Source organism: Streptomyces sodiiphilus, assembly GCF_039529215.1.
GTDB lineage: Bacteria > Actinomycetota > Actinomycetes > Streptomycetales > Streptomycetaceae > Streptomyces > Streptomyces sodiiphilus.
In genome coordinates this window covers 63,639-75,863 of record NZ_BAAAMJ010000003.1, presented here as the reverse complement: position 1 = coordinate 75,863, position 12,225 = coordinate 63,639, and the positions used below count along the sequence as shown (strand labels likewise).

The 12,225-nt window shown below is 72.5% G+C and carries 11 protein-coding genes and 1 tRNA gene; 5 read left to right on the top strand and 7 right to left on the bottom strand.

The genetic code is table 11. From position 1 onward, the window contains the following. Positions 1-42: 42 nt before the first annotated feature. Positions 43-1,299: an ABC transporter substrate-binding protein gene (locus ABD299_RS01700; RefSeq protein WP_344258205.1), complete on the bottom strand. Its 1,257-nt coding sequence runs from the start codon at positions 1,297-1,299 to the stop codon at positions 43-45. Positions 1,300-1,508: 209 nt separating this feature from the next. Further along, a complete protein-coding gene (locus ABD299_RS01695) occupies positions 1,509-2,798 on the bottom strand; it encodes an extracellular solute-binding protein (RefSeq protein WP_344258204.1) in 1,290 nt (429 codons plus the stop codon). 282 nt (positions 2,799-3,080) lie between these two features. On the opposite strand from ABD299_RS01695, the gene ABD299_RS01690 reads away from it, so the two are divergent. Continuing rightward, the gene (locus tag ABD299_RS01690) at positions 3,081-4,046 is read left to right on the top strand and encodes an ROK family protein (protein WP_425581233.1); all 966 of its coding nucleotides are present in this window, start codon (positions 3,081-3,083) and stop codon (positions 4,044-4,046) included. Beyond that, complete coding sequence (nagA, locus tag ABD299_RS01685; protein WP_344258203.1) at positions 4,036-5,250, top strand: N-acetylglucosamine-6-phosphate deacetylase; 1,215 nt, start codon at positions 4,036-4,038, stop codon at positions 5,248-5,250. Before ABD299_RS01690 ends, nagA begins: the two co-directional genes overlap by 11 nt. 81 nt (positions 5,251-5,331) lie before the next feature. On the opposite strand, the gene ABD299_RS01680 is transcribed toward nagA, so the two are convergent. Together ABD299_RS01680 and cdgB are read right to left on the bottom strand one after the other, a co-directional pair. Then, positions 5,332-6,270, bottom strand: coding sequence for a carbohydrate-binding protein (locus ABD299_RS01680; RefSeq protein WP_344258202.1), 939 nt, complete (start codon positions 6,268-6,270; stop codon positions 5,332-5,334). Positions 6,271-6,384: 114 nt separating this feature from the next. Next, positions 6,385-7,989 carry a diguanylate cyclase CdgB gene (cdgB, locus tag ABD299_RS01675; RefSeq protein ID WP_344258201.1) on the bottom strand — a complete coding sequence of 535 codons (1,605 nt, stop codon included), beginning with the start codon at positions 7,987-7,989 and terminating at the stop codon, positions 6,385-6,387. A 210-nt stretch (positions 7,990-8,199) separates the two neighbouring features. Between cdgB and ABD299_RS01670 the strand changes: the two genes are divergently transcribed. Beyond that, complete coding sequence (locus ABD299_RS01670) at positions 8,200-8,763, top strand: flavin reductase family protein (protein WP_344258200.1); 564 nt, start codon at positions 8,200-8,202, stop codon at positions 8,761-8,763. Between the two features lie 27 nt (positions 8,764-8,790). Here ABD299_RS01670 and arfB read toward each other — a convergent pair whose 3' ends face one another. Then, complete coding sequence (gene arfB, locus ABD299_RS01665; RefSeq protein ID WP_344258199.1) at positions 8,791-9,219, bottom strand: alternative ribosome rescue aminoacyl-tRNA hydrolase ArfB; 429 nt, start codon at positions 9,217-9,219, stop codon at positions 8,791-8,793. Positions 9,220-9,366: 147 nt separating this feature from the next. Here arfB and ABD299_RS01660 point away from each other — a divergent pair, with 147 nt between their 5' ends. Then, on the top strand, positions 9,367-9,942 hold the full coding sequence (locus ABD299_RS01660; protein ID WP_344258197.1) for a TerD family protein: 576 nt from the start codon (positions 9,367-9,369) through the stop codon (positions 9,940-9,942). Positions 9,943-10,036: 94 nt separating this feature from the next. On the opposite strand, the gene ABD299_RS01655 is transcribed toward ABD299_RS01660, so the two are convergent. Both ABD299_RS01655 and ABD299_RS01650 read right to left on the bottom strand, forming a co-directional pair. Continuing rightward, entirely contained in the window at positions 10,037-10,702 is a 666-nt protein-coding gene (locus ABD299_RS01655) for a pentapeptide repeat-containing protein (protein ID WP_344258196.1), read from the bottom strand. Between the two features lie 103 nt (positions 10,703-10,805). Further along, positions 10,806-10,882 (bottom strand) — tRNA-Thr (locus ABD299_RS01650). Positions 10,883-11,055: 173 nt separating this feature from the next. Here ABD299_RS01650 and ABD299_RS01645 point away from each other — a divergent pair. Next, positions 11,056-12,186, top strand: coding sequence for an ABC transporter ATP-binding protein (locus ABD299_RS01645; protein WP_344258195.1), 1,131 nt, complete (start codon positions 11,056-11,058; stop codon positions 12,184-12,186). The last annotated feature ends 39 nt before the right edge of the window (positions 12,187-12,225 follow it).

Sequence of the window (12,225 nt, the reverse complement as noted above, 5' to 3'; positions counted from 1 at the left end):
GGGCCCTTCGGGCCCGGGACGCCCTCCGGTCACAGCGCGCTCCTAGGCCGCATCGTCGGCCTTCTCGGCCTGGACCTGGATGGACCTCAGCAGGCCCCTGATGTCGCTGTCCGGCAGCATGGCGGATCCGATCTCCTGTCTGAGCACGGTGGAGGTCTTCGCCCAGGACACCTTCCCCACCGGGTAGAACGCGGCGGCATTCAGCTGCTGGAGGAAGGGCACGACGCGCTCGTGCTCCTCGCTCTCCATCATGGCCTGGGTGGCCGGCGTGGTCACCGGCAGCATCTCGTAGCGGTCGGCGAAGCCCTGCACGTTCTCCTTCCGGAAGACGAAGTTCAGGAAGAGGCCGATCTGCTCCCGGTTGCCGTGCTGCTTGAATCCCATGATCCAGTCGGCGACACCCATGGTGTTGGCGGTCGGTCCGTTCCTGCCCGGGAGTCTTCCGGTCCCGTACTCGATCTGTCCCCGGTCGGCCTGCCGCATGAGGCTGGGGTGCCCGTTGAGCATTCCCACCTCGCCCGCGGCGAACGCCGCGAAGGCGTCCCGGCGGTCGGTGACCGCCGGTGCCTGACTCCCGGTGAGTCCTTTCGCCACCAGGTTCTCCCGCAGCCAGGTGAAGGTGGCGACGTTCTCGGGGGAGTCGATGACATAGCTGCCGGAGCCGTCGGTCAGGCCGCCGCCCCCGCTCAGCATCCACATCAGCGCCTCGCCGTGGGCCTCCTCCGGCCCCAGCGGCAGCGCGTAGGGAACGGGCACCCCGGCCGCCTTCAACGCGGCCGCCGCCTCCGCCAGCTCCTCCCAGGTCTCCGGCGGCGCCTTGGGGTCCAGACCGGCGTCCTCGAAGAGCGCCTTGTTGTAGAACAGCAGCCGGGTGCTGGCCGCGAACGGCATGCCGTACTGGACGCGCCGCACCTCGCCCGCGACCGCGAGGGCCGGGACGAAGTCGGCCTGCACCGGTATGGAGAGCAGCTCGGAGACCGGGTACAGCTGACCGGCCGCGGCGAAGTCGGCGTACGAGCCGAGCTGGGCGATGTCGGGCGACTGACCGGCTCTCACCAGCCCCGCGACCTCGGCGTCGATGTCCTCCCAGGGGAACACGCTGACATCGACACGGATGCCGCTGTGCTCCTGGCGGAATTCCTGGGCCAGTTCGTTCCAGTAGCGCTCGGTGCTCCCGCTGTCCGAGGCATCCCCGTACTCCGCGGCCACCAGCTTGAGAACGACATCGTCGGCGACCTGGTCACCTCCTCCGCACGCCGTGGCCGAAAGACCGACAGCGCCCGCGAGCCCTGCCGTCATTCCCAAGAACTGCCGACGTCGCACTGCGCACTACCCCTTGTTGTCCGTGAAGCCGCGGTCTGGGCCCCGCCGGTTTCCGGCACGGGGCTCCGCGGACTCACGAGTCTGCCTGCCCCGCCCGCCCACGGCGACCGGATCCGGTCTCGCTTTCGCAACACACGGTTTCCAGTGCGCCGTTGGTCTGCGGGGCAGGCACGCGCCCGGGCCGCTCAACCCTCCCTGGCTGCCTTCTCGGCGCGTTCGGCGCGCTCCTGAAGTGACCTCAGAGCGGCTTCGGGGTCGCCGTCCGGCAGCACGGCCGCGCCGATCTCCTGCCTCAGGGCCAGGGAGACCTCCGCCCACGACACCTTGCCCACCGGGTAGAACGACGCTCTTTCGAGCTGCTGGAGAAAGGGTGTCAGCCGCTGGTGGCGGATGGCCTCCAGCATGGATTCCCGGGCAGGCAGGGTCACCGGCAGCGTCTCGTACCGGTCGGCGAAGAGCTTGACGTTGTGACGCTGGAACACGAAGTCGAGGAAGCGCCCGGCCGCCCGGCGCCTGCCGTTGTCGAAGCCCATGATCCAGTCGGCGACGCCCATGGTGTGCTGGGACGGGCCGTCCTTGCCGGGCAGCGTCGCGGTGCCGCAGTCGATCTTTCCCCGGTCGGCCAGCCGCAGAAGTGCGGGCTGGCCGTTCAGCATCCCGACCTCGCCGGCGGCGAACGCCGTGAAGGCCTCCCGGCGACCGGTGACCGCCGGTTCCCGCGGACCGGTGAGCCCGCCGCCGACCAGCACGTCGCGCAGCCAGGTGAACGCGGCGATGTTCGGGGCCGAGTCGATGACATAGCTGCCGGAGCTGTCGGTCAGGCCGCCGCCCCCGCTCAGCATCCACATCAGCGCCTCGCCGTGGGCCTCCTCCGGCCCCAGCGGCAGCGCGTAGGGAACGGGTACCCCGGCCGCCTTCAGCGCCGCCGCCGCCTCCGCCAGCTCCTCCCAGGTCTCCGGCGGCGCCTCCGGGTCCAGACCGGCATCCCGGAACAGCCCCTTGTTGTAGAACAGGCGCCAGGTGCTGGCCGTGAACGGGATGCCGTACTGGGTGCGCCGCACCTCGCCGGCCGCCGCGAACGCCGCGACGAAGTCGGCCTGCACGGGTATGGAGAGCAGCTCGCGGACCGGGTACAGCTCACCGGCCGCGGCGAAGTCGGCGTACGAGCCGAGCTGGGCGATGTCGGGTGCCCTGCCCTCCCGCACCATGCGGGACACCTCGGTGGCCACCTCCTCCCGCCCGAGCACGGTGACGTCCACCTGGATGTTTGGGTGCTGCTGCCGGAACCGCTGGATCAGGGCGAGCCAGTACCGCTCGGCGCCCCCGCCCGTGTCCGGTGTCCCGTACTCGGTCGCCACCAGAGTCAAGGTGACCTCTCCCCCGGCCGTGCCGCCGTCCGCGCCGCACGCCGTGGCCGAAAGCCCCACCGCACCGGCCAGCCCGGCCGACATGCCCAGGAACCGCCGACGTCTCACGTTCTTCCTCCCGTTCTCCCGCGCGTGGTCACCGGATCGGGGCCCGCCGGTCTCGCGGGCCCGGTGCGCGCGGCGATCTCCGGAGTCTGCCTGTCCGGTGTCGCGGCGACCCCGCGATCCGGGTATCGCTTTCACAACGGCGACCCGGTAGTGGACTAGACCTTTAGCCGCTCGCGGGTGAGACTGTGGCACGTGAATCCCCCGGAAGATCCCCCCGCGTCCCGGCGTCCGCGGGACGCCGCGACGCCCTATGTCATCGCCCTCGACGTGGGCGGCACCGGAATGAAGGCCGCGCTGCTCGGCGAGGGCGGCACCGTGCTGCACGAGGCGCGCCGGGCCACCCCGCGCGAGCGGGGCCCACGGGCGGCCCTGAGCGCGGTGCTCGGCTTCGCCGACGGGCTGCGGGCGGCGGGCCGGGAGCGCTTCGGGGGCGAGCCGGCCGCCGCCGGAGTGGCGGTGCCCGGGCTCGTCGACGAGGCCGGGGGCACTGTCCGCTTCTCCGCCAACCTCGGCTGGCGTGACGTCCCGCTGCGCCGGCTGCTGGCGGACCGGCTGGACGGGCTGCCGGTCGGGCTCGGGCACGACGTGCGCAGCGGCGGCCTCGCCGAGGCACGACAGGGAGCCGGAGCGGGCGTGGACCGCTTCCTCTTCGTCGCCCTGGGCACCGGCGTCTCCGGAGCCATCGGCATCGAGGGCCGCGTGGAAGGAGGGGCGCACGGGGGCGCGGGAGAGATCGGGCACCTGGTCGTCCGCCCCGGGGGCGAGCAGTGCGGCTGCGGGCAGCGCGGCTGTCTGGAGACCCTGGCCTCCGCCGCGGCGGTCGGCCGCGCCTGGTCGGCCGCCTGCGGGGACCCCGCCGCGGACGCGGCGGACGCGGCCCGTGCCGTGGCGGCCGGCGACCCGCGCGCGGTGGCCGTGTGGCAGCGGGCCGTGGACGCCCTCGCCGACGGCCTGATCGTCACCGTCACTCTGCTCGACCCGGCGACCGTGATCGTCGGGGGTGGCCTCGCCGAGGCCGGCGACACCCTGCTCACGCCCCTGCGGAAGGCGCTCGCCGACCGCGTGACCTTCCAGCGGCTGCCCACTGTCGTGCCGGCCGCACTCGGGGACCTCGCCGGCTGCCTGGGCGCGGGGATCCTCGCCTGGGACAGCCGCCGTCCCGGCCCCGGACCGCAGACCGGCGGCCGCCCGGCCACCGCCCCGCCCACCTCGCCCCGGACCACGGAGGTTGTGACCCATGAAGGCTGACACCCGGCGCATCCACCTCACCGGGGCACGCGTCGTGCTGCCCACCGGTGTCGCCGACGGCGGCCGGGTGACCGTCGAGCACGGCCGGATCACCGCCTGCGGCCCCGCGCCGGACAGCGGCGGGGACGGTGTGAGCGGTGGGCGCGGGGAGCGGGTGCTCGATCTGTCCGGGCACTGGATCGTCCCGGGCTTCGTCGACACGCATGTGCACGGCGGCGGCGGCGCGTCGTTCTCGGCCGGCAGCGCCGAGGAGGCGCTCACCGTGGTGCGCACCCACCGCCTGCACGGCACCACCACCATGGTCGCCTCCACGGTCACCGGTGACCTCGACGAACTGGCCCGTCAGGCGTCGGTCCTGTCCGAACTGGCCGAGCAGGGTGATCTGGCCGGGGTCCACTTCGAGGGACCGTTCATCGCCCGGAGCCGCTGCGGGGCGCACGACCCCGCCCTGCTGCGCGACCCGGATCCGGCCGACGTCCGCAAACTGCTGGAGGCCGCCCGCGGCACCGCGCGGATGGTGACGCTGGCCCCCGAGCTGCCCGGCGGCCTCGACTCGGTGCGGCTGCTGGCCGACCAGGGGGTCATCGCGGCGGTGGGCCACACCGACGCCGACTACCGGGCCACCCGCGAGGCCGTGGACGCCGGCGCGACGGTCGCCACCCACCTGTTCAACGCCATGCCGCCGCTGGCCCACCGCGCCCCGGGGCCGGTGGCGGCGCTGCTGGGGGACGAGCGGGTCACCGTGGAGCTGATCAACGACGGCGTGCACCTGCACCCGGCCGTTCTGGAGCTCGCCTTCCGGCGCGCCGGGGCGCAACGGGTGGCGTTCATCACGGACGCGATGGGGGCGGCCGGGATGGGGGACGGCAGCTATCCGCTGGGGCCACTGCGGGTGGAGGTGAAGGACGGGGTGGCCCGGCTGGCCGAGGGCGGCTCGATCGCCGGGTCCACGCTCACCCTCGACGAGGCGTTCCGCCGGGCGGTGACGGTGGACCGGATCCCGGTGCCCGAGGCGGTGGAGTCACTGTCGGCCACGCCCGCGCGGCTGCTGGGCCTGGACGACCGGGTGGGTTCTCTCACGCCGGGCAAGGACGCCGACCTGGTGGTGCTGGACGACGGCTTCCGGGTGGCCGGGGTGATGCGCGGGGGCGAGTGGCTGGTGGCCCCGGCCGCCCCCTCCGGAGCGGCTGACCGGACCGGCTGAGCGGGGCCGGCGGACCGGGCCGGACCGGGACGGGGCGGGCCGCCGGGCGGCGCGACGGAGAGCGCCGCCCTCAGTGCGCGTTCAGTCCGCGTTCTCCGCGATCCAGATCTGGTCGATGATCACATCGCACTTGTCGCCCTGGTCACACCCGATGTGGATGGTGTTCTGGCCCTGGTCGAGGTTGATGATGCGGTAGGTGCGCACCCAGTTCTTCGCCCAGTCGTCGGCTTCCGCGTAATCATCCATGGTCAGCTTGTCGTCGCGGATCTGGGTGTTCACCGCGAAGCTGAGAGCCTGGTTTCCCTTGGGCAGCGAGTAGCCGACGTACAGCCGGTAGTCGCCGGGCTCGCCCTGGAAGTCGAAGGTCCAGCTGAGCGTCGCGCCCGGCAGGTTCATGTCGGTGACATAGCTGCCGTCGGCCGAGCGCGCACCGTCGATCGAGGAGTCGAGACGGGCGCCGTTGGAGAGCTCCAGGGCGGTCACCTCGACGGAGGGAAGCTCCTCGGGCTCCTCCTCGGGCTCCTCCTCGTCCGACTCGTCGGTGTCGTCCTCGCCCTCGTCGCCGCCCTTGGCGTCGCTGCCGGCGGTGGGGGTGGCGTCGCCGCCGGCCCGGTCGCCGTCCTCGTCGTCGCCGCTGAAGAGAATGGCCGCGCCGACACCGATCACCACCGCGGCCACCACCGCGATGGCGCCTATCAGCAGGCCGTTGCGGCGGGGGCCGGGGTCGTCGCCGTGCGCCCCCCGGCCGGACCGGCCGCCGTAACCGGCGCCGCCGGGCTGGGTCTCCGGGGCCGCGTAGTGGGGGCTGCCCTGCGGGCCGGGGTAGCCGTAGCCGTTGGTCCCGTGGCCCTGCTGGCCGCCGTAGGTACGCTCCCCGACCGGGCGGACCTGGTTGTACGTCGGCTGCGGAGGCGCCTGCGGGGCCCCTCCTGCCTGCTGGCCGTCCGGACGGTAGAGGTAGCCGAACGGGTCGTCGTTCTCGGGCGGATGACCGCCCATCCCGTGGTTCCCCGCGCTCATGCCATGCGCTCCTCTACTGCCGTGCTCCCCGCCCAGTGCGTACGGGCGCGAGCCTACCCCTTTCGTGTACCGGTCCGGTGCCCGCGCGGTGCCGGTGCGGTGCGCTCGCGGGCATCAGCCGGCCCTGCGGCGGCCGTGGGAGCGCGACCGCTTCTCGATGTACATGCGCTGATCCGCCGATTCCAGGATCTCCTCGGTCGACAGCCCGCAGGATGCCCAGCCGATGCCGAAGCTCGCGCCCACCCGCACGGCCCGCCCCTCGACCCGGATCGGCGGGATGATCGCGTTGCGCAGCCGGACCGCGAGGTCGGAGGCGTCCGCCTCGCCGAGACCTTCGGCGAGCACCACGAACTCGTCCCCGCCCAGCCGGGCCACCGTGTCGTTGTCCCGGACACCGCTCTCCAGCCGCCGGGCCACCTCCCGGAGCACCGCGTCCCCGCAGGAGTGACCGTAGCGGTCGTTGATCGACTTGAAGCCGTCGAGATCGCAGAACAGGACGGCCAGCCCCTTGCCGTCCCCGCCGGCGGCGTCCGGGGGCCGTATGTGGTCGTGGTGGTCGTAGGGGCGCGGTGGCGGGGTGCCGAGTCCTTCGAAGGCGTCGGTGGGCACCGCGACCGGGCCGCAGCGGCCGGTGGTGTCGTCGGGACGGTCGCATATCCGGCTGCCGAGCCGGGTGCGCAGCTCCGCGCTGTTGGGAAGGCCGGTCAGCGAGTCGTGGCTGGCCCGGTGCGCCAGCGCCAGCTCGTGCCGCTTGCGCTCCTCGATGTCCTCGACGTGGGTGAGCAGGTACTGCGGGCCCGCGGAGGTGTTGGCGACCACCGAGTTCCGCAGGCTCACCCAGATGTAGCCGCCCTCCCGGTGGGAGAGCCGCAGCTCCGCCCGCCCGCCCTCGGCGGAGGTGCGCAGCAGCACGCCGGTGTCCTCCGGGTGGACCAGGTCGGCGAAGCCGTAGCGGCGCAGGATCGGCGGGGTACGGCCGAGCAGCCGGCACAGCGCGTCGTTGACGCGCAGCAGCCTGCCGTGGTGCTCCCCGCCGACCTCGGCGATGGCCATGCCGCTGGGCGCGTACTCGAAGGCCTGCCGGAAGCTCTCCTCGCTGGCCCGCAGGGCGTGCTGCTCGCGCTCCAGCCGTACCAGGGCCCGCTGCATGTTGCCGCGCAGCCGCGCGTTGCTGATGGCGATGGCGGCCTGCGAGGCGTAGAGCTGGAGCGCCTCGCAGCCCCAGGGGCCGGGGCGGCGACCGTCGCGCGGACGGTCCACGGCGAGCACCGCCAGCAGTTCGCCGTCGGAGGCCCGCATGGGGGCGAAGAGCCGGTCCATGGGGTGCCACTCGTCCGGGTAGCGGGGCGCCGGACCGGTGGCGTGCCACTGGGGAACGTCGTCGTGGTCGAGGACCCAGCCCTCGGTGTAGGGGATGAAGCACAGCTCGCCCCAGCGCACGCCCATGGACAGCCGGCGCTCCCACGAGTCCCGGGAGCCCTTCCGTCCGGCGAGCATCGCCTCGGCGTCGTCGCTGCCGGCCACCGCGGCGACGAGCAGGTCCCCGTCCGCACAGACGGCGTTGACGGCGGCGAGCTCGAACCCGAGGGCGGCGACGGCTCCGTCGGCGATCGTCTGCAGGGTGTCCGCCACACTGCGGGCCTGGGCGAGCTGAGCGACCACGCGGTGCAGATCCCGCAGCGAGGCGAGCGGGACGCAGGGTTCGGTCTCCGTTTCCATCAACTCCCCCGGCCATATGCACGTGCAGATTCACAGGCCACTGAATCACAGCGCGCTCCACATTAGGTACACAGGGTCAGCAGTTAATCGTGTCGCGTGTTCTATGTCACACGCCGGGAACGGCTGGTCGCGGGGCGCAGGACCGGGGAAGCGGCCCGTCCGGTACCGACGGCCGATGCGGGACGTCCGGCGAGCGGTTAGCTTTTCGGTGTGTACGGAACAGATGAGCAGACCCAGCAGCCGGCCTTCCGCACGGACGACGCGGGCGACGGCGTGCACGAGGACGAGTTCCGCGCCGCCATGGCCCGGCTGGCCGCCGGCGTGGTGCTGGTGACCGCGCACGACGAGGAGGACGGCCCGCACGGCGCCCCGGCGGGCATGACCGCGACCGCCTTCCTGTCGGTGTCCCTGCACCCCCCGCTGGTGCTGGTCAGCGTCCGCACGGAGTCCCGGATGGGGGAACTCCTGGCCCGGCAGCCGCTGTGGGCCGCCTCCCTGCTCGCCCAGGACCAGCGGCACATAGCGGGCCGCTTCGCCATGAAGGGCCGGCTCAGCGACCGGCTGCTGTTCCAGGAGGTGCCGCACGTGCTCGGCGAGGTCTCCGGGGCCCCGCTGCTGAAGAACGCCCTGGCGACCGTGGAGTGCCGCACCGAACAGCGCGTCGAGGCGGGCGACCACACGCTGACCGTCGCCCGGGTGCTTGCCACCGGGCTCCCCGGCACCGAGGCCGGCCCCCTGACCTACTACCGGGGCGGCTACCGGCCCCTCGGCTGACCTCCCGCCCTCCGGGGAACCAGCCGGTCAGTCCCAGCCGGAGCCCGACCGGCCGCGCTTGATGTCCGCACGGCGCTTCTTCGTCCGCAGCCGGCGCTCGTTGACCCCCCTCGGCACCTTCCGGGCCTTGCGGGCCTTCGGCGGCGGGGCCGTGGCCTCCGCCAGCAGCGCGGCCATCCGCCGCGCCGCGGTCTCCCGGTTGCGCCACTGCGAGCGGTGCTCCTGCGCCCGGACCACCAGCACCCCGTCGGTCAGCCGGCCGGCCAGCCGCTCCAGCGCCCGCTCCCGCCACACCGCGGGCAGCGACTCGGTGGCCTCCAGATCGAAACGCAGCTCCACCTGACTGTCGGTGGTGTTCACGTGCTGCCCGCCCGCCCCTGAGGACCGGGAGAAACGCCAGCGCAGCTCGGCCTCCGGCAGGGAGACCGAGCCTCGGATGACGTAGGGACCGGACATGCCCCCATGGTGCCCGCTCCGGGCCCCGCGACGCACCCGGCTTTCCGTCCGGAACCCGCCCGCCCCCTCACCGCGTTGGGAGGGGAAACGGTACCTTCTTCACCGGCAATCAATCTTGAAGAAGCCACACAATAAGGGGATATGTACATGGGTGTGAGCCTGACCAAGGGCGGCAACGTCTCGCTGAGCAAGGAGGCACCGGGCCTGACCGCCGTCACGGTCGGTCTCGGCTGGGACGTCCGTACCACCACCGGCGCGGACTTCGACCTGGACGCCTCGGCACTGGGCGTGAGTGCGGCGGGCAAGATCGTGTCGGACCAGCACTTCATCTTCTACAACAACCTGAGCACCCCCGACGGGACCATCGTGCACACCGGTGACAACCGCACCGGCGAGGGCGAGGGCGACGACGAGCAGATCAAGGTCGACCTGGCCGGCCTGCCCGCCGAGGTCGACAAGATCGTCTTCCCCGTCTCGATCCACGACGCGGAGGCCCGCGGCCAGAACTTCGGCCAGGTCCGCAACGCCTACATCCGCGTCGTCAACCAGAACGGCGAGGCCGAGATCGCCCGTTACGACCTCACCGAGGACGCCTCCACCGAGACCGCGATGGTCTTCGGCGAGCTGTACCGCAACGGCGCGGAGTGGAAGTTCCGCGCGGTCGGCCAGGGCTACGCCTCCGGCCTGGCGGGCATCGCCCAGGACTTCGGCGTCAACGTCTAGGGACACCCCGCCGGCAGGCCCCCCGGATCACCCCGGGGGGTCTTCGCCATGCCGTCCCGGCCGGCGCGGGCTCCACGGGCCAGGACTCCCCCGGTCAGGGCTCCACGCGGACGCCCAGGTGCGCGGCGAACAGCGGGGCGAGATCGAGCAGCTGGGACGGGGTGATCACCGCCCCCGACAGCCGGTCCACGCCGCGCGCCACCTCCAGCCCGGCCACGCCGCGCAGATCGACATCCCGCAGCGTGGCGTTGCTCAGTTCGACGCCCTTCAGCTCGCAGTCGTCGAAGGAGACCCGCTCCAGCCGGGCACCGCCGAAGTCCGGCTCGATCAGAACGCACCCAAAGAAGGTCACATCGGTCAGCCGGGACTGGCGGAGATTGAGCCAGTCGATCTTGCCGCCACGGATCAGGACCCGGTTCAGCTCGGCGCCGCTCAGCTGCACGCCGCCCAGCCGGGCGTCGGTGATCTCCACGTCCCGCAATCGCCCCTCGGACAGATCGGTGCCCACCCCGCGGATGTCCTCCAGCACGGTGTCCGCCAGCCGCACCCGCTTCAGCCTCGCCTCGTCCAGCACACAGCGGCGCAGCAGGCAGTCCAGGAAGTGCGCCCCCCGCCCCTCCTGGCCCGTGAGGTCCGCGTCCTGAAGCAGGAGCCCGTCGTAGTCCCCCTCCGCCTCCAGCTCCGGACCGCTCCACGGCCGGGTCCCGGGCAGCGTGATCTCCGGCAGCCGGGGCCGCCGTACGGATTTCGCCTTCGCCATGCCCCCAGGGTGCCCCCCGCCACTGACAGCGGCAGCCGCTCCCGGGGCCGCGCCCTCGCCCGTGGACGGCCGGGCCGGCCGCCGCAGCGGCCGGCCCGGCCGGTGGAGCCGCCTGTCGGATTCGAACCGACGACCTGCTGTTTACAAGACAGCTGCTCTGACCAGCTGAGCTAAGGCGGCGTCGCGGTGAAGTGTACCCAAGGCCCCGCGGGCGTGACGGGGCGATCGCCCGGCCGGGGCTACTGACAAGCGTGAAGCTTTCGGGTTAGGTTCACAGAGCACTCACGTCTGTGAGGGCATCCACCTTTACTCGGATCGTCCGGCACGTTCCTGCCGGTGAAGGAGACTGCATCATGGCCACGGTCACGTTCGACAAGGCGACCCGGATCTACCCGGGCAGCGAGAAGCCCGCCGTCGACCAGCTCGACATCGCCATCGAGGACGGCGAGTTCCTCGTCCTTGTCGGCCCCTCCGGCTGCGGCAAGTCCACCTCCCTGCGGATGCTCGCGGGCCTGGAGGACGTCAACGGAGGCTCGATCCACATCGGTGACCGCGACGTCACCCACCTGCCGCCCAAGGACCGGGACATCGCCATGGTGTTCCAGAACTACGCGCTCTACCCGCACATGACCGTCGCGCAGAACATGGGCTTCGCGCTCAAGATCGCCGGCGTCAACAAGGCCGAGATCCGGGCGAAGGTCGAGGAGGCCGCCAAGATCCTGGACCTCACCGAGTACCTGGAGCGCAAGCCGAAGGCGCTCTCCGGCGGTCAGCGGCAGCGTGTCGCGATGGGCCGCGCGATCGTGCGCGAGCCGCAGGTCTTCCTCATGGACGAGCCGCTGTCGAACCTCGACGCCAAGCTCCGCGTGCAGACCCGTACCCAGATCGCCGGCCTGCAGCGGCGGCTCGGCGTCACCACCGTCTACGTCACGCACGACCAGGTCGAGGCCATGACCATGGGCGACCGGGTGGCGGTGCTCAAGGACGGCCTGCTGCAGCAGGTCGACAGCCCCCGCAACATGTACGACAGGCCGGCCAACCTCTTCGTGGCGGGCTTCATCGGCTCCCCCGCGATGAACCTCATAGAGGTCCCGATCACCGACGGCGGCGTGTCCTTCGGCAACAGCGTCATCCCGGTCGAGCGCGAGGCCCTCACCGAGGCGATCAACAAGGGCGACACCCACGTGGTGGTCGGCTGCCGCCCGGAGCACTTCGACCTCGTCAACGGCGACCCCTCGGCCGTGGCCATGAGCAAGGACAAGGACGCCCCGGCCGGCCTCGCGGTCACCGTCAACGTCGTCGAGGAACTCGGCGCCGACGGCTACGTCTACGGCACCGCCCAGGTGGACGGCGAGAGCAAGGACCTCGTCATCCGCGTCGGCGGCCGGCAGATCCCGGAGAAGGGCGCCACCCTCCACGTGATCCCGCGCCCGGGTGAGACCCACGTGTTCGCCACCTCCACCGGCGAGCGCCTCACGAACTGACGCACCCCGGCCCTCCGGAGGGGGCCGCGTTCCCGCCAC

Bases quoted from the DNA above. Each gene is read 5' to 3' on its own strand.
- ABD299_RS01655 (WP_344258196.1), bottom strand. From the start codon at position 10,702: ATGGCGAAGGCGAAATCCGTACGGCGGCCCCGGCTGCCGGAGATCACG.
- cdgB (WP_344258201.1), bottom strand. From the start codon at position 7,989: ATGGAAACGGAGACCGAACCCTGCGTCCCGCTCGCCTCGCTGCGGGAT.
- ABD299_RS01645 (WP_344258195.1), top strand. From the start codon at position 11,056: ATGGCCACGGTCACGTTCGACAAGGCGACCCGGATCTACCCGGGCAGC.
- ABD299_RS01660 (WP_344258197.1), top strand. From the start codon at position 9,367: ATGGGTGTGAGCCTGACCAAGGGCGGCAACGTCTCGCTGAGCAAGGAG.
- ABD299_RS01690 (WP_425581233.1), top strand. From the start codon at position 3,081: ATGAAGGCCGCGCTGCTCGGCGAGGGCGGCACCGTGCTGCACGAGGCG.
- arfB (WP_344258199.1), bottom strand. From the start codon at position 9,219: ATGTCCGGTCCCTACGTCATCCGAGGCTCGGTCTCCCTGCCGGAGGCC.
- ABD299_RS01700 (WP_344258205.1), bottom strand. From the start codon at position 1,299: ATGACGGCAGGGCTCGCGGGCGCTGTCGGTCTTTCGGCCACGGCGTGC.
- ABD299_RS01680 (WP_344258202.1), bottom strand. From the start codon at position 6,270: ATGAGCGCGGGGAACCACGGGATGGGCGGTCATCCGCCCGAGAACGAC.
- nagA (WP_344258203.1), top strand. From the start codon at position 4,036: ATGAAGGCTGACACCCGGCGCATCCACCTCACCGGGGCACGCGTCGTG.